The 20667-nt window shown below is 40.7% G+C and carries 18 protein-coding genes; 6 read left to right on the top strand and 12 right to left on the bottom strand.

Translation table 11 applies throughout. The features are described 5' to 3' along the window. Positions 1-42: 42 nt before the first annotated feature. From F9B85_RS12195 to F9B85_RS12180, 4 genes are read right to left on the bottom strand one after another with little or no spacing between them, the layout of a single operon-like run. Positions 43-1098 carry a glycosyltransferase family 61 protein gene (locus F9B85_RS12195; protein ID WP_151621331.1) on the bottom strand — a complete coding sequence of 352 codons (1056 nt, stop codon included), beginning with the start codon at positions 1096-1098 and terminating at the stop codon, positions 43-45. Further along, entirely contained in the window at positions 1095-3260 is a 2166-nt protein-coding gene (locus tag F9B85_RS12190; protein ID WP_151621329.1) for a glycosyltransferase, read from the bottom strand. The genes F9B85_RS12195 and F9B85_RS12190 overlap by 4 nt, the downstream gene beginning before the upstream one ends. Further along, positions 3230-4213, bottom strand: a complete 984-nt coding sequence (galE, locus tag F9B85_RS12185; RefSeq protein WP_151621326.1) for a UDP-glucose 4-epimerase GalE — start codon at positions 4211-4213, stop codon at positions 3230-3232. The genes F9B85_RS12190 and galE overlap by 31 nt, the downstream gene beginning before the upstream one ends. Before the next feature lie 18 nt (positions 4214-4231). After that, positions 4232-6205 carry a glycosyltransferase gene (locus tag F9B85_RS12180; RefSeq protein WP_151621324.1) on the bottom strand — a complete coding sequence of 658 codons (1974 nt, stop codon included), beginning with the start codon at positions 6203-6205 and terminating at the stop codon, positions 4232-4234. A gap of 143 nt (positions 6206-6348) precedes the next feature. On the opposite strand from F9B85_RS12180, the gene F9B85_RS12175 reads away from it, so the two are divergent. Together F9B85_RS12175 and F9B85_RS12170 are read left to right on the top strand one after the other, a co-directional pair. Continuing rightward, complete coding sequence (locus tag F9B85_RS12175) at positions 6349-7722, top strand: UDP-glucose dehydrogenase family protein (RefSeq protein ID WP_151621322.1); 1374 nt, start codon at positions 6349-6351, stop codon at positions 7720-7722. Continuing rightward, positions 7697-8683, top strand: a complete 987-nt coding sequence (locus F9B85_RS12170; protein WP_207707116.1) for a UDP-glucuronic acid decarboxylase family protein — start codon at positions 7697-7699, stop codon at positions 8681-8683. Before F9B85_RS12175 ends, F9B85_RS12170 begins: the two co-directional genes overlap by 26 nt. Positions 8684-8779: 96 nt before the next feature. Here the strand turns inward: F9B85_RS12170 and F9B85_RS12165 are convergent, their stop codons facing one another. From F9B85_RS12165 to ytxC, 4 genes are all read right to left on the bottom strand, one after another. Further along, a complete protein-coding gene (locus tag F9B85_RS12165) occupies positions 8780-9358 on the bottom strand; it encodes a hypothetical protein (RefSeq protein WP_151621320.1) in 579 nt (192 codons plus the stop codon). Positions 9359-9467: 109 nt separating this feature from the next. After that, positions 9468-11393 carry a threonine--tRNA ligase gene (gene thrS / locus F9B85_RS12160; RefSeq protein WP_151621386.1) on the bottom strand — a complete coding sequence of 642 codons (1926 nt, stop codon included), beginning with the start codon at positions 11391-11393 and terminating at the stop codon, positions 9468-9470. 167 nt (positions 11394-11560) lie between these two features. Further along, positions 11561-12214 (bottom strand): DUF445 domain-containing protein, encoded by a 654-nt coding sequence (locus tag F9B85_RS12155; RefSeq protein ID WP_151621318.1) that lies wholly within the window; start codon positions 12212-12214, stop codon positions 11561-11563. Positions 12215-12310: 96 nt separating this feature from the next. Further along, positions 12311-13249, bottom strand: a complete 939-nt coding sequence (gene ytxC, locus F9B85_RS12150; RefSeq protein ID WP_170270512.1) for a putative sporulation protein YtxC — start codon at positions 13247-13249, stop codon at positions 12311-12313. Positions 13250-13398: 149 nt separating this feature from the next. Here ytxC and F9B85_RS12145 point away from each other — a divergent pair, with 149 nt between their 5' ends. Both F9B85_RS12145 and F9B85_RS12140 read left to right on the top strand, forming a co-directional pair. Beyond that, positions 13399-13914, top strand: coding sequence for a hypothetical protein (locus F9B85_RS12145; RefSeq protein ID WP_151621314.1), 516 nt, complete (start codon positions 13399-13401; stop codon positions 13912-13914). Between the two features lie 101 nt (positions 13915-14015). Beyond that, on the top strand, positions 14016-14495 hold the full coding sequence (locus F9B85_RS12140) for a ribonuclease H-like YkuK family protein (RefSeq protein ID WP_170270511.1): 480 nt from the start codon (positions 14016-14018) through the stop codon (positions 14493-14495). A gap of 45 nt (positions 14496-14540) precedes the next feature. On the opposite strand, the gene F9B85_RS12135 is transcribed toward F9B85_RS12140, so the two are convergent. The 3 genes from F9B85_RS12135 to F9B85_RS12125 all read right to left on the bottom strand — a co-directional run bounded on the left by F9B85_RS12135 (position 14541) and on the right by F9B85_RS12125 (position 18014). Then, complete coding sequence (locus F9B85_RS12135; protein WP_170270509.1) at positions 14541-15995, bottom strand: GTP pyrophosphokinase; 1455 nt, start codon at positions 15993-15995, stop codon at positions 14541-14543. Between the two features lie 219 nt (positions 15996-16214). Further along, on the bottom strand, positions 16215-17183 hold the full coding sequence (locus tag F9B85_RS12130; protein WP_151621308.1) for a MerR family transcriptional regulator: 969 nt from the start codon (positions 17181-17183) through the stop codon (positions 16215-16217). A 186-nt stretch (positions 17184-17369) separates the two neighbouring features. Next, positions 17370-18014, bottom strand: a complete 645-nt coding sequence (locus F9B85_RS12125; protein WP_151621306.1) for a deoxynucleoside kinase — start codon at positions 18012-18014, stop codon at positions 17370-17372. Positions 18015-18165: 151 nt separating this feature from the next. On the opposite strand from F9B85_RS12125, the gene F9B85_RS12120 reads away from it, so the two are divergent. Beyond that, entirely contained in the window at positions 18166-18888 is a 723-nt protein-coding gene (locus F9B85_RS12120; protein ID WP_243138202.1) for a peptidylprolyl isomerase, read from the top strand. 268 nt (positions 18889-19156) lie between these two features. Here the strand turns inward: F9B85_RS12120 and F9B85_RS12115 are convergent, their stop codons facing one another. Then, positions 19157-19426, bottom strand: coding sequence for a hypothetical protein (locus F9B85_RS12115; RefSeq protein WP_151621304.1), 270 nt, complete (start codon positions 19424-19426; stop codon positions 19157-19159). Between the two features lie 179 nt (positions 19427-19605). Between F9B85_RS12115 and F9B85_RS12110 the strand changes: the two genes are divergently transcribed. Then, entirely contained in the window at positions 19606-20643 is a 1038-nt protein-coding gene (locus tag F9B85_RS12110) for an HD-GYP domain-containing protein (protein WP_151621302.1), read from the top strand. Positions 20644-20667: the final 24 nt, after the last annotated feature.

The raw sequence follows: 20667 nt of genomic DNA, 5'->3' as shown, positions 1-20667 counted from the left end.
TAGATACCCCGCTAGTTCGTTGAACTTGGCAGGGTATCTTTTTTATAGTTTTAACTCTACTAACATAGCTTCCAGTTCTTTAACCGGCACAGTAAGATGATCAAAATTATTTAATCCCCAGGATTTATACTGACGATCGCATTCCTGGGCAGGGCCGATTAGACCTTTATAGTCAAGATCGAGACAAACACTAATATATTCAAAATGCTTCCATACATAGCTTGCGGGAAAAAGCTCAACTACTTTACATCCCTTAGAACAAAAAACTAGATTACTTAAACCTGCACCGTGCGTTCCTACTACAGCTTCTGCCTCAGCAAAGAGGCGAACTTGATCTAGGAAAGATAACTTTTCTAGTAGCACTGCTTGAAAGCCTTTTTTCTTTAAGAGGCCATAAACTTCCTCTTCATTGATAATTTTGCGATAGTTATTACGTCTAATAAAAATGCGATTTTTACGGGAGCTCTTTAAGTCTAATAAGGGCAAGAACGCATGGCGCAAATATTGACAAGCCCAGTGAGAAGGTCCTGTTAAAAAGGTAGGGGCAATCACTTTTCGAACTTGCCAATACAGCTCCGGTTCTGTATAGACCATATCCTTTTGATCAATTGCTAATAGCGATAAACTTTCTTGTTGATAAGGTTGCTGGACCTTAGTGACTACATATTGATCTACCTGACAGCGGCTTTGCCTAATTAAGTCTAACCGAGGCAGTACTTCAAATAACCAATGAAAGTAATTATGGCTAATTGGATGTGTCAGCATCGCTAACGCAGCATCGACATATTGAGGCTTTTGATTTGAATCTCTATAAAAAAAAGGATGTTCTTCTGGCTTATTAAACCATTCATAGGAAAGATCCCAGATTAGTTTGCCATTCGGTGCTATGACCGCACCATGCTTTCCCCATATTAAAGCTTGAGGGATCTGAGCGACAGCAGATTCTTTTTCCCAACTGTATACTTCTTTAGTTCTTTCTTGCTTTGATGGATAGATGATTTGGTATTCTGTAAGGTCTTTAACTGATTCTCTAGAGTTGTCTTCGAGATAATCCCAAGTTCTATGGTAGTACGAAGCTCCTGTTTTTCTTGACATCATCTTTCCTTACCTGCACTTTCTCGACTTGGCAGTGGCCCTTTATTCGGAAAATCTCCCATGAGCATGTTAAAGATTTCTAGGGCGTATTCCTGAAAGAAGGGTTCATGCTTTTCAGCAATAATTTGAAAGGCATAGGAAAGATTACTGCGATTAAATTGTCGTGCCATAGAATCTTTTCGAATCCTGTAAAAGAACCAGGCTTCAGGTATGACAACAGCTCCACAGCCTTGCTTCACCAGATGAATCGTTGGTTCATAATCTTCTAAGGCATAAGGTAGTGTTGAGTCATTACGACCATAAGCTAAAAAGTCACTTTTGCGATAAACTGCTGATTGGCCATTAAAAGTATTAGATACTAGTATTTCTGGTGGCTCTGGATTCCAGTTGGTCCAGAGACCTTGCATATCTTGAAATATCTGATACCAGCAACCGACAGCTGATACATTGTCATACTTTTGAAGAATTTTGATAGCCCGTTCATAGTATTGCGGTGCTACCCAATCATCAGGATCAAGAAAAGCGATAAATTCTCCTAAAGCTTCCTGAGCACCTCGGTTGCGTACGCTGACTAGACCTTGATTTTTTTGATCGATTCGGCGGATCGGTCCGTAAGTCTCTTCTATTTCCTCTAATATCTGCAAGCTTGCTAGGTCATCACTGCCATCGTTAATAAGTAAGATTTCTTTATGTTGATAAGTTACTTTTTGAAGCTCTTCCATAGTTTCTTTTACATAAGCACCCATGTTGTAGTAAGGAATAATGATAGTCAATAAGTCTTTATGGCCTGTCTTGAGAGCTGGATCTACTTTGGCTTTTGGTCTTTCCCTGATAAAAGGAAAGTGAGCTTTCACTTCTTTTTCGCCTACAGTTGTAGCTGTAGCCTTATCTGATAGTTGCGCTTTTTGCAGTATTTCTTCCCAGACTTTTTGCTTAGCTTGGTAAAATCGGTCAGGATGGTAGATCTGTTGCACTCGTTTTTGCCCTCTTAGAGCATAGTTCTTCCGCTCTTCTGCTGTGAGAGCATAGATTTTATCTAGTTGTTTGTGAAACTGATCTTGATCGTGATAGAAAAAAGCATAATCTTGCTCATTATGTTCATTTTCTTGTTGATTCACCTCTTGATACTTTAGCACCATTTGCCCTAAGGCGAGGGCTTCTATTACTGCGTAAGAGAACCCTGCTTGCAGGAAGGGAGCTAGTAGGACTAGGCTTTCTTGCAGCTTGGCGTGCACTTGTTGTGGTTTTACATTGCCTTCGTAACGAAGTAGACCTTGATCGATATATTTCTTGTATCTTTCTTGAATAAGTTGGCTCATGAGACGGTTTTCACGATAGTTGGTACTATCTTTACCGAGCATTATTAAGGGAAAGAGCCAACCTCGATCCCAGCGTGCTTTTAGATATTCAAGGAGTTGTAAAGTTCCTTGACCTAGCTGTAGTTTTCCTACATAAAGCATTGCGACTGGCTCAGATTGGTTCTTTTCTGCCTTTTCTTCTTTCTTTTCTTTCTCTTCTCCATCTTCATAGGGCCCTTGATAGGGATGGGGAATGATATAACAGTTTTGCTTAGTCAGATCAACTTCCTGCGAGAGACGTTGTAACAAGGAAGCACTAGGGAAGATGAGTCCGTCGGCGGCGCGAAAACAGAAGCGTTCCATTTCTAGAATGCGAAACTCATTATTCTCATATTGCGAAAACTCTTCAAGTACTGCTTGTAAGAGTCGAGGACGATGGATAACAATTGTGATATTTATGTTTTCATAAATTGATTCTAAGGTAAGTTTTCGCTGAATCAAAAAGTAAGCAATGCCGCCATAGTCTTGACATTCAATGCAATCGGGCTTGCCTTCTCGTTCTATAAACTGTCCGATCACTTTAGCGTATTGATAACTCAGAGCGGGTACATAGAACATGTAATAGTAGTAGTATTCTTGGTTGGTTTGAAAACGTACAATGCGCAAGTTTCCTTCCTGGCTTATACTTTGGGCAACTTTTAGGGAAGAATCGGCGACAAATATAGTTACTTTGTGACCTTTTTGCGAATAGATGCGACTAGCCTGTTCAAAGTAGGTGGCTATTCCTTCGCCATGTTCAGGTCTATATTCTGTCGTCATCATCCAGATGTGCATGCCTACTCTCCCTTTCTCTGGCTTTGCTGCCACTTCCAAGCGTCTTCAAGAATTCTCTCTAAGGTGCTATAGCGAGGTTGCCAGCCTAGTTCTTTTTTGGCTTTCTCAGCAGATGCTATGAGCACAGAGGGATCGCCTGCTCTTGCTGGTTCAAATTGATAAGCAATCTTTTTACCTGTTATTTGCTCTACTTTTTCTACAACTTCTAAGATGGAATAGCCACGATTGTTGCCTAGGTTATAAGCGCCTGAAGGTAAGCCTCTTTGTAAACTTTCATAAGCTAAGCTATGGGCGGAGGCGAGATCGGTAACATGAATATAATCTCGAATGGCTGTACCGTCAGCTGTGGCGTAGTTATTCCCTAGGATAGAGAGGCTCTTTTTTTCACCGGAAGCGACTTTCAGCACATTAGGTATGAGGTGACTTTCTGGATCATGAATCTCACCGCGTCGCCCCTGAATGTCAGCACCAGCGGCATTAAAATAACGTAATGCTACCCACCGCAGTCCATGTACTTGCTCAAACCACTGAAGCATTTGTTCTGTCATTAACTTAGAAAGCCCATAAGGGTTTTGGGGTAAGGTAGGATGTTCTTCTGGAATGGGGAGTATTCTCGGTTCTCCATAGACAGCGGCAGAAGAGGAAAAAATCAAGTATGGGATAGCGTATTCTGTCATGGTTTTTAATAGTTGGGACGTCTTAGCTGTGTTGTTGATAAAGTAGTTAGCCGGATCGAGCATCGACTCTCCGACTAAGGCTTTGGCGGCAAAGTGAAAGACTGCTTCAATCTGATGATTGAGAAATATTTTCTGTAAAAACTTTTCGTCCCCTATATCGCCATGATAAAAAGGAAGCTCTGGCGGCACTAGCTCCATCGTACCTGTGGAAAGATCATCGACAATGATGATTTCCTCTCTTCGTTCTAGCAGAGCTAAGATACAATGACTGCCTACATAGCCAGCGCCACCGGTGACTAGGATCGCCACAGCTCTTTCCCCCCTTCTTTACAACTGCCGTCCATTAGCCTTAAGGAGGCAAAAAATCTCTCGACTGTACTTGTGATAGAGCTCTTGATGCTTCGTCGATAAGAGATGATAAAAGTGATACCAGTAGACCTTCTGATCATTTCTAGCTTCGTCTAACCGAAAGCGATAGCGATAAAGCTTTTTCGGTATGACTAGGCCTTTACAACCTTGTTTGACAAGATTAATTAAGCATTCATAATCTTCACTGCCACCGTAAAAGGAAGGGTCTAAAGAGCCATAGTGTAAAAGATCTTTTTTTCGATAGACGAGAGCATGGCTAAGTAGGCTATTTTGAAAGAGCAAGAAAGGCAAAGTTGCTTCATAGGCTGGACAGGGTTGCTCATCTTGCAGTATGGCAAAGTCATCAAAAAGTGTATACCAGCTCCCTATATAGGAGAGCTCTTCTTGCTCTTGCAAGAGCTGTACAGCCCATTGATAGTATTCCGGGTCTGGCCAATCTCCCGCTTCTAGAAAAGTTACATAGTCACCTTGGGCATTTTCTAGAGCTTTCTTTTTGGCTCTGATCAAATCTTCTTGTTCAGTAGTAATGACAGTTAGATCGTACTTGCCTTGGATATTCTCAAAAAGCCTAGTAGCGCTTTCCGCTTTGCTTTTCGTCACAGCGATCATAATCTCTAGCTTTTGGTTAAAGCGGGATTGGAGATAAACTAGGCTCTCTTCAAGATGATTAATACGATGACCACAAGGCATAATTGCTGTAAGCAGTAACTCCCGACTATCTTTTTGCAAGCTTGTTTTTCTTCTGGTTCTAATAGTTATGTTTTTGCGCACTTCTTCTATTTCTTGAAGGCTTTTCATTACTAAGGGATAAACATTTGTGTAGCTCTGTAGGGAAAGCATCTTTTTATTCTTTTCATAATCATTGCTTGAACTATTACCTGGCTGAGCTTGTAACTGCTCACGAAGGTCTTGATCTAATGATAGGAAATTTATATTGTATACTATTGCTTCTAAGCGAAGATAAGGTAGGCTATCTCGCTCTGGTGGCAGGAGCAAGTAGTGATAGCTTTGCAAAAGTTCAGCTATATCTTGGTCGTAAAAGGGCTTTTCAATAGTGAGAAGTCCTTTTTGTATATAACTTTGATACTTTTTTCGAAGATGCTCTTCCATAGGTTCTTCTTTTTGTTCAAAAAGAGACTTATCACCAACAATGTGTAAAGCTATGGAAAATCCTTCATCCCATAGTTCTTTGAATTTCTTTAACCATTCCAGAATTCCGTAACCATATTGCAGAGGTCCTATATAAACTGCCTTTTCTTTCTGCTCTCCTCCCGCTTCCTCTTTATCTAGGGAAGGCGGTTTTTTTTGTCTTTTCTCAAAAGGATGAGGCACAATTAGAGTCACTTTTTGCTCAAGCTCATCTCGACAGTTTAACTCTACTTTAAGCATCTCTAGCAAGCTTGCTGTGGGACTGATCAGACCATCAACGTCTAAGAGACATTGCTTCTCCAGCAGACCAAGGCGATAGTTGTCAAAACGGTATAGGGGAGCTTGATTTCTTTTTTGAAGTAGGAAAAAAGGTTCTTGTAAATAGCATAGTATGGTGAGATCACGAAAATAAGGCCAGTTAACTTTTCTTTTTTGCAATGCATGAAAAAGTAGAGCACCGCGGAGAGGACCTGTAAGCACCAGCGGTATGCCCTCGGCCTTCATGATTTCTTCTAATCTATCAGTAAAGTTATAGCTAAGGCTTTCTGCTTTTTCTAAATTGTAGTATTGTTTCACTTCATAAGGGATTAGACGTATGGAGCCGTCATATAGAAAAGCTTCTTGATTAGTTGCTTCTGTCTCACTATTTAGAGAAGGAAAAAAGACTGTTACTTGATGACCTTGCTGTTCGTACATTTTGGCACAGTGCCAAGTATAAGCTGTCACATCATCAATAGAATTGGACCAACTACTCTCTGTTGCCATCCAGATCTTGTAAGGCATTCTTTTTGCCTCCTGATATGGTTTTATTAGTCGTCACCAAAGTAGATTTTTTTAATAACCTGAATTGATATTTCATCTTTACTTTTGCTCTTTATGCTTAATTATTTTTGGTTTTTCCTGCAAACGTAGAGGAGTGAAGGCACGTGGACGTTGCCGTAATTGGCACAGGTTATGTAGGTTTAGTAACGGGAGCATCTTTTGCTTTTCTGGGACACAAGGTTATTTGTCACGACGTAGATAAAGCAAAAATTGAAGCCTTAAAAAAAGGTAAAATTACTTTTTATGAGCCCTATCTAGAAGAGCTGGTTCAAGATCTCCTGCCTAAGCAAAGGCTTCTTTTCACTTCTTCTTTGGAAGAAGCACTTGCAAAAAGTGAGGTCATTTTTATTGCTGTCGGTACCCCGACGGCTCCTAACACTGGTGCTGTCGATATGACTTATGTTCGTCAAGTAGCACGTCAAATTGGAAAAACACTACAACCTCATCGTTATTACCTTATTGTTAATAAAAGTACTGTTCCTGTGGGAACTCATCAGCTGGTAGAAGGGCTAATTCAGCAAAGTCTTAGTGAGACAGGAACAGAAAAAGTTAATTTTGCTGTGGCTAGCAATCCAGAGTTTCTTCGTGAAGGTAACGCCATTGAAGATGTCTTTTATCCCGATCGCATTGTCGTAGGATGTCATTGCTCTCAAGGTCTTGCTCTTTTGAAGACTTTGTACGAACCGCTAATTGAACAAAAATTTAATTTACCTTCTTCTTTTCCAGCCAGACCATCTAAGATGAGCAAAGTGCCTTTTGTTCAATTTGATCCCATTAGCTCTGAGCTTATTAAGTACGCTTCTAATGCTTTTCTTGCCACAAAGATTACTTATATTAATGAAATTGCCAATATTTGCGACCTCGTAGGTGCCGATGTAAAGGACGTGGCACTTGGCATGGGTCTTGATCAGCGCATTGGTTCTGCCTTCTTAAAAGCTGGAATTGGCTGGGGCGGAAGCTGTTTTGGCAAAGACCTAAGAGGACTAATATCTGAAGCACAACAGAGAGGCTATTCTCCTGATCTACTCTTAGCTTCGCTGAAAAAAAATTATGAACAACGTTATAGAGCTATTTACAAGTTACAAGAGGAGCTAAAAACTTTGCGGGGTAAGAAAATTGGCCTGCTCGGTCTTACTTTTAAGGCCAAGACTGATGATTTACGAGATGCACCGGCATTAGACTTGATTGAAAGATTGCTACTTTTAGATAGCACTGTCAAAGTCTTTGACCCCCTTGCTATGGAAGAATTGCAACGGCTTCGTCCACAGTGGCCTCTTGTCTATGAACAAAATGCCTATGATCTGGCTGAAGGTTGTCATGGCTTAATACTTGTCACAGAATGGGAACAATTTCTTTCCCTTGATTGGCAAAAAGTTTATGAGCTCATGAAAAAACCTATCATCGTCGATGGAAGAAACTTCTTAGATCGTCAACGATTGGAGGAGATAGGTTTTGTGTATTCTGGAATGGGGCGATAAGCAGAAAGCACCAAGGTCTTTAGTTAGTGGTGGGGCAGGCTTTGTGGGCAGTCATCTTGTTGATAAGTTGCTTGCTCAAGGTCATATCGTGACAGCTATTGATAATCTCTCAACAGGTAGAAAGGAAAATTTGACGGAAGCAAAAAAAAGAGGGCCTGCCTTCCGTTTTATCGAAGGCGATATAACCTGCCCTGCAGATCTACCTAGAGAGTCTTTTGACTTTATCTGGCACTTAGCATCGCCGGCAAGTCCGCCAGATTATCGAGATTTAAGTTTAGAAACAATGGCTGTAAACAGCGAGGGCACTCGCCATTTGCTTAACTTAGCTCTTCAAGAAAAAGCAACTTTTCTCTTAGCAAGTACATCGGAAGTCTATGGTGATCCTCTTGTGCATCCTCAAGAAGAAACTTATTGGGGTCACGTCAATCCCATTGGCGAAAGAGCTTGCTACGATGAAAGTAAGCGTTTTGCTGAAGCCTTGACGATGGAATATCGTCGTCGTTTTGGCTTGGACTGTCGCATTGTCCGTATTTTCAATACTTATGGACCTCGTATGCGCTACAACGATGGTCGCGTAGTAAGTAACTTTATTACACAGGCACTACAGAAAGACCCCCTTACTGTTTATGGTGATGGGAAGCAAAGCAGAAGCTTTCAATATATCGATGATCTTATTGAGGGCCTATGTAGTACCATGTATTCTTCTTACTGTAAGCCTATCAATTTAGGTAATCCAGAAGAGTATACGATTCTAGAGCTTGCTCGTGAAATCTTATCTCTAACAGGCTCAAAGAGTAAACTCGTTTTTAAACCTTTACCTGCCGATGATCCTAAGCAAAGAAAGCCCGTTATTGATAGGGCCAAGAAGGTTTTGCAGTGGAAACCGACTGTGCCTTTACAATTAGGCTTACAGCGAACGATCGAAGCATTTCGCAACTATAATCCTCTTCAGCCCAAGTAACAGTAGCATAGGCAAAGAAAGATAAAAGAGCCTTTTTCTAAGATTAGAAAAAGGCTCTTTTATTGTATCTTTATGTCTTTTCATGAATTATTATTCTCAAAAATCACAATAAGGCTCTAGTGGAACTACCATCCCTTTTGCTACAAGACAGCCCTCTTGGACCTCTGGTACGCAAAAGAGAGCTTTGCAATAGAGGTCGCATAATTGCCGTGAAACAATTTGTGTACGCTCCTTGCGATCCTCTGAAAGTAATATTAAGAGGTCAAAGCAAAGAATGACAGAAACGTTGGGGCCTTGTACCTGATAAGTATCTTCATTTATTATTTCAACTTTCGTTCTCAGATTTAAGGGCTTACAGGCTATGATCTTAGCCTCTTGGGGGACGCCAAATATTTTCAACAATTCTTTGGTGATCACTTCTTCTGTCGCTTTGTAATCAACATAAGATACTAAAATGTTTACTGTCGCTCCAGGTATGTCTAGACATGACTTTTCCTTCTCTTCTACAAGTTGTGCTTCTACTTCCGTATCTAATAGCTTGCGCAACTCAATAATACATTTAAACTTTGCTTTTTCTTTTTTTGGTTTTATGCAGGGAAGTTCTATCGATGCCGTGGCGACTTCATTGGGACGCACGACAACAGTCGTTGATGTATCTTTTAAAGTTAGGTCCACTTGTATCGACCCTCCGTTCCACAGTGTCCTTTCGAGCTAGGTTATAGACAATGCATTATATGCCAAAAGGCAAAAAAGGGACCTTCCTTAGAAGATCCCTTTTTATTTCCTAACATTTCAGCAAATCAGTATTTTCTTTTTCTATTATTTCTCGCTTAATTCTCTCCACAAATTCCTCTAAAGCAACAGCGCCAAGGTCGCCTTCGCCACGCTTACGGACTGCGACAGCGCCATTTTCCGCTTCTTTATCACCTACAACAAGCAGGTAAGGAACTTTCTTAACTTGTCCTTCCCGAATCTTATAGCCAATCTTCTCACTGCGACCATCTACTTCAACACGAACGCCAGCTCGCACGAGAGCAGATTTAACTTGCTCTGCATAATCACGGTGTCGGTCTGTAATAGGCAAGATGCGTACTTGTTCAGGTGCTAACCAGATAGGGAAAGCGCCAGCATAATGCTCAGTAAGAATTCCGATAAAACGTTCAATAGAACCGAAGACAACGCGATGAATCATGACTGGTCTGTGCTTTTGACCGTCTTCACCGATATAGTTAAGATCGAACTTCTCAGGCAATTGGAAGTCAAGCTGAATTGTACCACATTGCCAAGTTCTGCCTAAGCAATCACGGAGATGAAAGTCAATCTTCGGTCCATAGAAAGCACCATCGCCAGGGTTGACTTTATAAGCCATCTCACGTTCTTTTAGGGCTTCTTCCAAGGCTGTTGTAGCCATTTCCCAGCTCTCATCACTGCCCATGGATTTTTCTGGTCTTGTTGATAACTCCACATGATAGTCAAAGCCAAAAGTTTTATAGAAGCGATCAACTAGATTGATAACAGCGATAATCTCTGCCTTGATCTGTGAAGGAAGCATGAAGATATGAGCATCATCTTGGGTAAAGCAACGGACTCGCATTAAGCCATGGAGAGCTCCAGATAGTTCATGGCGGTGCACAAGTCCTAGTTCCGCTAAGCGCAAAGGCAAATCGCGGTAGGAGTGAATTGCTGAGCGATAGACGAGCATGCCACCAGGACAATTCATGGGCTTAACCGCAAAATCTTGTTCGTCAATTTGAGTGAAGTACATATTCTCATGATAGTGTTGCCAATGACCGGAGCGCTCCCAGAGAGCTCGGTTTAAGATAATTGGTGTGCGAATCTCCTGATAACCAGCTTGCTCATGTTCTTGACGCCAGAATTTCTCCAGTTCATTACGCAAAATCATACCTTTGGGGAAGAACAAAGGAAAACCAGGGCCTTCCTCCATCATAGTAAATAGCTCTAGCTCTTGACCGATTTTGCGGTGATCGCGACGCTTGGCTTCTTCTAGTCGATGGAGATGCTCGTCCAACTCCGACTTTTTGGGAAAAGAAGTACCATAGATGCGTTGAAGCATCTTGTTCTTCTCACTACCTCGCCAATAAGCACCTGCTAGACTCATTAATTTATAAGCTTTTAAGCGTCCTGTAGAAGGCAAGTGTGGGCCTGCACAGAGATCGCAAAAATCTCCTTGACTGTAAATGCTGATAGGAGTATCCGGTGGAAGATCTTGAATCAACTCAACCTTGTAATGCTCACCTTTCTCCTCGAAAAAGCGGATCGCTTCCTCACGTGGAAGAACTTGTCCTTCAATAGGATAATCAGCCTTAACGATAGAAGCCATCTCTTTTTCAATCGCTTCTATATCTTCAGGTGTAAATTTGTGTAAAGAATCAAAATCGTAATAGAAGCCATCTTCAATGGCTGGACCAATACCTAGCTTTGTGCCAGGGAAAAGTCTTTGTACAGCCTGAGCTAAAAGGTGGGAAGAGGAGTGTCGATAAACTTCTCTTCCTTCGGCAGAATCAAAAGTTAGAATTTCAATATAGCTATCCTCAGTAACAGTTGTCAATAAACTAACAACTTTACCGTTAATCTTACCTGCTAGTGCTTGTTGGCCTAATTTGCGGCTAATGGCAAAGGCCATCTCGCCGATTGTCGTTCCCTGTGGAAACTCCCGGACCGAACCATCCTTTAGAGTTACCTTTACCATATTCACAGTGAGTCCTCCTCATATAAAATCAACCCCTCCTTCCCTCTTTGGAAGTGAGAGGTCTACAATTCCATCTCAAAATTTAATTCTAAACAACCAGTTAGAGCTTGTCAACTTCACTGCAAAAAAGGAAGCCCTTGTGCCAATTCTTTCTCTAAAATATTGCTTTAAGTAAGCCATGACCGAAGCCCATAGGAGATCAGTGCTTGCACTAAGCCTACAATAAAACCAAGAGCTCCTCCAAGAATCACGATGTGCCGCAATTCCTTCGAAGCAACCCGAAGCACTAGTTGCTCCATTTCTACTAGGTCAAGACTTCTAATCCGGTCTTCTACTATCTCTCTCACTGAAACGTGTTCTTTTATGGAAGTTTCGAGTTGTTTGGCCATACGATCTAAAACAGCCGGTGCTTCTTTGTTAACTAGATCTCGTGAAAGATCTGTTACGATCTGACGTATGCCTAGAGGCAGGAAGGAAGGTACTTTTTCTCCAAGACGTGCTGATATAACTTCGGCAAGAGAACGAGACAGCTTCTCCCTTGTCTCTGTTGTATTAATTCGTGCCATCAGATCATCTTGGGAGAGCAGTTGCTCCTCTACAACCTCCCCAATTTTGATGGCCATTTCCTCTTGCCTTCTTGGTATCAAGCCCTGAATAACCCAGGGCAGGAGCGGTAGCTGAATTGGATGGTAGGGTCTAAAAAGCATACTGACAGCTAAGATGTTAGTTACCCAACCAATAATTGCTCCAATAATAGGCATAAAATATAAATCAATCGTTATCATAGGCAAAGAATAGCAGATAAGAGGCTTGTGAAGCAAGTTTTCACTTTCATCTTCCGCCCTTTTTCATCAAAAAATTTAAAGCCAGTAAAAAAAGGCAGTTTTTGCACTGCCTTTATATGTTCCTAATCGATCTTATGTTGATGGATTGACTACCCAGACTTCTCGTTCTCTACCTTTGATAGCGGTCATACATCTTTCGCAACCTGGACAATAGTGAAGACGATCTCCAAAGACAGCTTTGATAGTATTTAAGGCTTCACTGCTTTGTTCGCTTTCTGGTGCATGTATTAGGACTTGTTCGGGAGCTACTGTAATTAATGAACTGATGAGTAAATCGTCATGGCTTATATATTGATCGACTTCTTCTTCCTGTAATCCTTCCATCAAGTCCTGTGAGACTGGATTACCCGCATTATCGACTAAATAAAATTGCCCTCCTGAACGTAAAAAGACATGAATGAGTGGGATACGCGTATCTTGAATTTCTAGAAAGTATTTAAGTAACCGGACAAATTCATTGTATTCCTTTTCCATCATATATTCATCGACAGCTAAATCTACAGCTTCACATAGTGATTTGACATAGTCTTTCAAGCGAAAGCGAATAAAACCATCAATGTGTACTTCTTTGTTAAGAATCATCACATCTAATAATCTTTCAAGAATACGCTCATTACGTCCTACTCGATAGATTATATAGTCTTTCGATGTTTCTTCTTCTTGTTGTAAGATTTTCCTTGCTTTGTCTGTGATGTTTTTCTTTTCTGATTCGGAAAAGTAATAGTACTTTGTCTTTAGATACTTATTGAGGAGCGCTTTTTCCCAGTCATCCAAAATCCATTCAGTGATTTGTCGAGCCGTATACTGTTGAAGAATTAGAGCTATTTCTTCAGATTTTTCATCTTCTGGAACTTCTTCTATTAGACATTGCAACTGATGATTTTTTCCATCAAAAGATTTGACTAGCTCAATTTTCCATCCTTCACCAGTAAGAGCTCCTATCTCACGCATAATTTTTTGTCCTAATACATCCAGGTTGCGGCTTGCTCCTATTGTTACGATTTCTGACAAGGAGCTCACCCCTTTCCTTGCTGTTAGTATATGAAAGAAAAGATAGGAGTATACAGTTTTGACGAATCCCCCTTCAAAAGCAGATTCTAGAATAGTCATGCCACGTTGGTGGGTATTTTAAACGATGACAAGATAAGGAGGGCATTAAAATGTATCGATTATTCTGGCTCTTAGTTGCTTTTTTTGTACTGATTACAGCCCTAACTTCCTGTATACCGCAACGAAGGCCTGCTGAAACACAAAACCAACAGCAAGGTCAGGAGCAAGGACAAGAAGGTCAAGGTCAAGAAGACCAAGAGCAGGAACAAGAAACACCAGAATATCAAGATCTTAAAGCTATGATGATTGATATTATTGAAACTGATGAGTTTCAAGAAAAGTTGGCTCGAAAAATTCGCGATCCCGAGTTTCAAAGCCTCATCGTTGCTCAAGATCCAAAGTTTGAAAAAATGTTAAAAGAAATACTTCGTGAACAAACTTTCCAAGAGCACTTAGCTCTAGCGATGATGGAAGATGAAGTCAAAGAATCGATCAAAGAAGCTCTTAAAGAAGTTCTCGAAGAACCTGATGTGCAAGAAAAAGTAAAAGAAGCAACAGAAGAAGAGTCCGAAAATGGTGGTCAAGAAGAAGGAGAGGAAAAAGAACAAGGTGGTCAGGATAGTTAAGAGAAATTTTCAAAGTTCTTTAATACTATCTTTGGAAAACTGTCGTAACATAGTAAAGAACAGCAAGGTACAGGCTGCGAAACCTAAAGGGGGGTCGCCTTGTGTTATTTCGAGGACAGCTAGGTTTATTACCACTAAATCATGTGGTGGAAGCTTTTCAACGCTTTTCCTCAGAGTACCCTGATGTTAAAGTGTCCATCTGGGTGGGGACAGATAGTCAGAACCACGGTACATCTACCCGTGTGGTTACCTCTGTTACAGCTTATCGCAAGTGCAAAGGTGCTCAATCATATCAGTATATTCATAACCTTAATCGTTTATTACCTCTCGGTGAAAAATTGGAATACGAAACTCATATGTCCATTGAAATAATAGGACAGTTGCGAAAAATTCTTAACGAACAGATGTTGTGCTATGAATTAGAACTGCACATTGATGGCGGACAAAAAGGAAAAAGTCGCCATCATCTGCAGAGAGTAGTAGGTTGGGCTGAAAGTATGGCCTCCATATACAATTACTCTATTCGCACAAAGCCATTGGCATTTGGTGCTAGTCAAGTGGCTGATCGTTATGCAAAATAGACTATCCCCTTGCCTGTAACAGACAAGGGGATAGTCTATCATGCATTAGCGACTGATAACCATTGAAAAAGGCTCAGGACGTTCCTGAAGTTCCGCTTCAATCTGTGCAAAGATGCGACTAAGTTCACTAGCATTGTACAGAAAAGATTCAGGTTCGATGAGCTCCGGTTCATGAAATTCATCCCATTCAATCTCTGGATAAGTGTAAGATACTTGCACTTTACCGATAACGCGATAATTCATCTTAAAGTAGAGAATTAATGTTTCCGCTTCTCCGTGGTGAGGATCCCATTCTGAATCTACTTGTACAGTAAGTCGATCTCCCATAACAGCCTTGAACAAAGTGACTGTTCCCACATCTAGAGAAGATGACTGTAAGGCTATGGATATCCCTTTGCGAACTGCCGTTTGTTGTAGCCTTTTACGCAAGGGACTTCTTACCTTCTCTGAGAAAAATTGGTATATCTTTCTGCTTAGGTGCTTCGTTTCTTCTTGTTCTTTCTGTAACCAATCACGATTAACAGAGCTTAAGGGTGCTAGTTCACGTCGTAAAATAGGAATAATGAGGGAGTAACAAACTTTACATAGTCTTACTGGATCGGCCGTCTTCTCTGCAATACTGGTGCAATTGGTTGTGAGCACGCGAACTTTCTCATGGAGCAAAAAAGGAGTATCACAGCAGGAGCATCGCGATAAGGTCTGCGGATTAAAGCCTGACGGCGCAATTCCTTGTTGGCCTAATAAGAAACTCAGCTCTAGAATACTCATTTTTTCAAAGTAGGAAGACGGATCAAGGTTGGTAATTGGTTCTACTTTGGAGCCTTTTTGTTGAAATAGGCTATTAACGAGTTTCTCGGCATAAGCTCGGATGGCATCAGTCTCTAATTCCCGCGATACTGCCCAACGCATGACCATCATTTTCTCGTCCATATTACTCGTTTCTTCTGCAATTAGTCGCAAGTTTTCTGCAACGTGACCAGGGACTTCTAAGCCATATTTGTACATCATGGAGTGTTGTAAAACGGCCCAAAAATGTTGTCCTACGGTCCTGACTTGTATCTCAGCATAGCGAGTGGCTGGTCCTTTTAGATCGTTGAAATCGTATTGAACAATTAAATGATAACTTCGGTAACCACTTTGTTTGGGGGACCGGACGAAGTCTTTCTCATCAACAACCTTAAAGTCTGTTCTCTGGCGTAGCACATCCACAATGCGATCTATATCATCAACATGTTGCACAATGATGCGCAGGCCAGCAATATCTTTGATGAGATGAATTGTTTCATCTGTAATTTGCCAGTCATAACGTCGTGCTTTTTCGATGAGACTTTTTCCTTTTTTGGTCCTACTCTCGATAAATAAAATTACAGGTCTCCCAAACTTAAGTTCTAATGGACTCTTAAGCGATTCCAGCTTCACTCTTAGTTCAGATTCAATTTGTCTATAACATGCCAAGACCTCATCTAGTTGTTGAGAGTTGAGAGTCACTTTTTCTTTCACCTCAACAGCCTCTAATCCATGTGCAGGAGCACACATTCTCTTGTTTCGACAATCTCTCACTGAGTTCCTCCCAGCTTTTCATTTTACTTTATTAAAATTACTATGATGACTCTTAAGAGCTATTTTTTTTAGAAATTTTCTCAACAAAAAAAAGAAGCCATATAGAATAGCTTCTTATAGCTTTACTTGGCAATTTGTCTTGAAATTCTCTTTATCTCTTTACTTAGATAGTGCGGGAGAGTTGCTTCCCCAGAAGCGACTGAACCACCCTTTGATACCTTTAGAGTTATTAGGTTTGCTTTGCTCTCTTTGCGTCTTATGTCTCCACTTAATGATCATGTCTGTGGTTCGATCGACAGAGCGTTTGACACCGTCAACGGAGTTTTTCATGTCTTCAAGGTGCTGTTCTAGCATCTCGGTGCTCTTGTCTTGTTGACTAGATATGTTGCTCACCACTTCATTCACGTCCACAAGAAGCTTTTTCACTTCTCCCACTGTAGACTGGTTGTCTACAGTAAGTTTGTGTACAAAAGCTTGACGCATTTCGGAATCAGTCTGACTGGCCGCAACATCTTGTATGGATGCTCTCATTTCTCCAATAAGGGCATCTAAGTTGTCATGCCAACCATCAATACCAGCTCTTACATCTTGGAAGTTCTGATTGCTATTATGGCGCAAACGGTCTACAGCCGCTTTCAATTCGCCATTAACACTTTGTTGTACATTGACGACTCGGCTTTCTACTTTACTAAGATGTTGATGAACACCTTTCTTCAAACCAAGTACGTCTGCTTGAACTTCCACCATTTGCTCAATGAGCTGTTCCATTCTCTGCTCCCATTGTGGAATCTTGTGCATGAATTCGGTGACCTCTGATGGCACCGCGACAATGGGTTGAGTCTGAGGAGTCTCTTCAGGAAGAGGTACTACCTCTTTTGTCTCTGGAGACTCTTCTGGTGTTGGCACCTTTTCTGGACCTTCTAGTCCCAAGATGCTTGATTGTATACCCCGACGACGTCCAAAATCTTTCAGACTGCCCAGGGGAATAAGATACTGAAACCCTCCCGGAATTTTCTGTTGCTTGGCCGGCAATTCGCCACGGTGAATTGCATCACGAATAGTATACCTTTGCAGGCCCATCGTCTTAGCCGCTTGCGCAACAGTCAACTCCTCTGGCAAGCTAATCATCCTGTTCCCTCCTTTTTGAATGCTCTATTCGACAGCCCCTATGGAATTTCCTTCCATATCGTAAACTTTTTTGGAAATATTTTTCATTTTTTTATAATCTTTGAATAGGATGTAGATTGCTCAAAAGAAAAAAGGCTTTCCTCTAGGAAAAGCCTCATTGCTTTAGGGTTTTCTTTACTTATGCTCTTATGCTTTAGACTCATAATAGGCTGTAATAATTTTATCAAGTAAGCGGTTGCGATCTTGTGAATTATGGACAAAGTCCATGGAAGTAACATCGACTGTAAGTAAGTTAGCTCCGCAGTAGGATTGGTAAGTATCATCATAACAGTAATTAAGTCTTTCCCAATAGGCACTTTCTACGTCTAATTCATCACAACGCCCTCTTTTGTGAATGCGACATATAGCTTCATTAGTATCTACTTTCAGTCGTACCATAAGGCGTGGCGGCTGTAAGTCTGCAAGCATGCTTTGCAACAAGTTGTTATAAACGGCAAATTCTTCTGCTGTTAAGTACCCATCTTGTCGATACATACGGGCAAAGATAGCGTCTGAGTATATGGAGCGGTCCATAATAGCACGTTCCATAGAAGATGCTTCTCGATATTGTTTATATCTATTTGTCAAAAAGTTAATTTGCATGGGAAAAGCCCAGCGGGCGCGGTCATAAAAGAATTTATGTAATAACTGGTTTTCATCTTCAAAAACTTCATTATAGGCGACTAGATTTAACTGTTCTGATAGGATTTGTACAAGACTGCTTTTGCCAACGCCTGTAACGCCATCAACTACAATCTGCACTTGCCCCTGCTTGTCTTGATTTAATGCCATTGACTATCTCGCTCCTCTTCCCTTTTGCTATTTCTTCATAATTCTATGGAAAAAAGGTATTGTCCTTCTAGGCTTGTCCCTTTTTCTAAAGACCATTATACTAAGAGGTGTTTTGTGTTGCGAAAAAATAGACTTGAGGAGTGTTATGTTAATGTTGCCCTTAGTGAGCGTAAATTCCAAAGTGAAAAAAATGCTATTACTTGCCTTATGTAGCTTTGTCTTGCTAGCTGGTTGCACAGGAGGCGGCGATGAAGGTCCTAGAGGCACAGGAACTGAAGAAGGTCCACAAACGAGTCCACCTTCTGTAGCTATGAAACAAAATCAATATTCTCAAGCTCCTGAGATGATCATTGAGCCAGAGAAAAACTACATTGCTACAATTGAGACTTCTTACGGCACTATGAAAGTAGAGTTACTTCCTGAGGCGGCACCATTAGCTGTCAATTCTTTCGTTTTTCTTGCTCAAGAAGAGTACTTTGATGGTATTCGCTTTCACCGAGTAATTGAAAACTTTATGATTCAGACAGGAGACCCTCTCGGACTAGGCTTTGGTGGACCTGGCTATACTTTTGCCGATGAACTACCACCTGCTCTTCCTTACGCTCCTGGTGTACTAGCCATGGCTAATGCTGGCCCCAATACGAATGGAAGTCAGTTTTTCATTGTTACAGGCAGTGAGACATCTCCTTCAATTCAGTTTCTGAATACACAAGCTCCTAATTATACAGTCTTTGGACGCGTCATTGAAGGACTAGAAGTAGCGCTAGAGATTTCAAAAGCGCCTGTAGAAGCTAGTAATGGTGGAGAACAAAGCTTTCCTGCAGAAGAAATCATAATGGAAAGAGTGACTATAGAGGTTTCCGAAAAGAATTAATAAGTAGTTAAAGTATTGAAACAGAAACAGACCTACCTAAAGTATTATAAAAAGGTGCTAGCCTCTCTTTGAGCTAGCACCTTTTTTTATCAAGTTAATTAAATTACCATTCTTTTACTTGTTCTGCCAGAGAAGCTTAAGCTCTTTGCTACTATTAACCTACCGACTTTGTTCCTTGTTCTTTTTTGTCCAAATACTATATACTATCATAGAATTCCTAGCTACGTCATCTGTGATTATTTGTAAAAAAAAAGAGGCCGACTATTAGTCAACCTCTTTCTTCTTCCTCTTCTCTTATAACAGAGTCTTCATGCAAAAGCAGTTTAGCCCTGTATAAGTCAGAAAGGGGGACATGAAGATCTACACCTCGTAAAGTTCCACCAGTAATTACCTTCATGAAATGATCTTTATAAATTCGCCGCACAGGGATTTCTGCGTTAACAAGAATAGCCTCTACCATATCTGCTTCATATAGTTTTGCGTTCATCAAAAAAGTCCATTCATCTTCATCATTGAACCATTGAATATTCATCACCATTGTTACCATCACCCCTGTCAATTCTATGTTAATATCTATATGGATAATACTAAAATCTCGTACGCAAAATAGTTTATATAGAAGGATTCAAATAACTCTTTGTCGAATAAGCATTTTTTGAAATAATTGTTTTGCGAGCTAACTATCCTTTGGCGCTTTATAGTTAGGGGGTTCACAGCATGTTACGTATATCCATTGAATTAGTAGAACCAGGAACTGTGTTAGCAAGACCCGTTTACGATGGACGCGGTGGAACATTGCTTGGTCGAGGCGTTATTTTAACCCCTTCCTATATTCAACGTTTGAAAGAATTTTCTATTCCTGTTGTTTATATAGAAGGCCCATTAAGCGATCTAATAAGTTACGAAAACGTTGTTTCTGATAGAACATATACTAAAGTAATAAAAGAGACTAGACAAGTACTAAAGATGCTTACTAAGCCACAAGCTGGATTAGACATAAGTAGTGCTCAACGTTCTGTAGAGTCTATCTTAGACGATATCATGCGTAATCGCGGGATACTTCTTGATGTAACGGCCCTCCATGATTTTGACGAGACCATTCTAGTTCATAGTGTTTCTGTCTGTGTATTGTCTGTTATTATTGGGATGCAATATAATATGAGTCGCCAAGAGTTATATTTACTCGGCGTAGGTGCTCTTCTTCATGACATTGGCATGGTTAATTTCCCTAAAGATCTAGTTAATAAACCTGCCCCTTTTACAGAAGAAGAGATGGAGATTATACACCAACATCCTATAGAAGGCTTCAAAATGTTACGAAAGACACACCTTTTGATTGCCCATGCTGCTTTTCAGCATCAAGAGCGTTATGACGGTTCCGGCTATCCGCGAGGTTTGAAAGGTAATGATATTCATCTTTTTGGACGTATCGTAGCCGTAGCCGATGTTTTTGATGCATTGACCTCCTCTCGTCCTCATCGTAAAGCTTGGTCAGTTCGAGATGCTTATGAATATACGATGAGTTTTTCTGGAACTTATTTTGATCCTGAAATATTACGAAAATTCTCTGAATCGGTAGCAGTCTACCCTAATGGCACTATTGTGAAGCTATCTAATGGTACCGGTGCTTTAGTGGTAAAGCAAAATAAGGGCTTTCCACTTCAACCTGTAGTATTTACATTACAAAACAATCGTGTCGATCAGCAATATGATTTATTAGCTTTAGAGAATAGTGATATCACCATCATTAGCTAATTTTTTCACTGATGATGTAAATGA

It is taken from the genome of Heliorestis acidaminivorans, from assembly GCF_008933955.1.
GTDB classification, from domain to species: domain Bacteria; phylum Bacillota; class Desulfitobacteriia; order Heliobacteriales; family Heliobacteriaceae; genus Heliorestis; species Heliorestis acidaminivorans.
This window is presented reverse-complemented; position numbering and strand designations above follow the sequence as displayed.

Bases quoted from the DNA above. Each gene is read 5' to 3' on its own strand.
- F9B85_RS12195 (WP_151621331.1), bottom strand. From the start codon at position 1,098: ATGATGTCAAGAAAAACAGGAGCTTCGTACTACCATAGAACTTGGGAT.
- F9B85_RS12180 (WP_151621324.1), bottom strand. From the start codon at position 6,205: ATGCCTTACAAGATCTGGATGGCAACAGAGAGTAGTTGGTCCAATTCT.
- thrS (WP_151621386.1), bottom strand. From the start codon at position 11,393: ATGGTAAAGGTAACTCTAAAGGATGGTTCGGTCCGGGAGTTTCCACAG.
- F9B85_RS12145 (WP_151621314.1), top strand. From the start codon at position 13,399: ATGTATCGATTATTCTGGCTCTTAGTTGCTTTTTTTGTACTGATTACA.
- F9B85_RS12130 (WP_151621308.1), bottom strand. From the start codon at position 17,183: ATGATTAGCTTGCCAGAGGAGTTGACTGTTGCGCAAGCGGCTAAGACG.
- F9B85_RS12125 (WP_151621306.1), bottom strand. From the start codon at position 18,014: ATGGCATTAAATCAAGACAAGCAGGGGCAAGTGCAGATTGTAGTTGAT.
- F9B85_RS12120 (WP_243138202.1), top strand. From the start codon at position 18,166: ATGTTGCCCTTAGTGAGCGTAAATTCCAAAGTGAAAAAAATGCTATTA.
- F9B85_RS12115 (WP_151621304.1), bottom strand. From the start codon at position 19,426: ATGGTGATGAATATTCAATGGTTCAATGATGAAGATGAATGGACTTTT.
- F9B85_RS12110 (WP_151621302.1), top strand. From the start codon at position 19,606: ATGTTACGTATATCCATTGAATTAGTAGAACCAGGAACTGTGTTAGCA.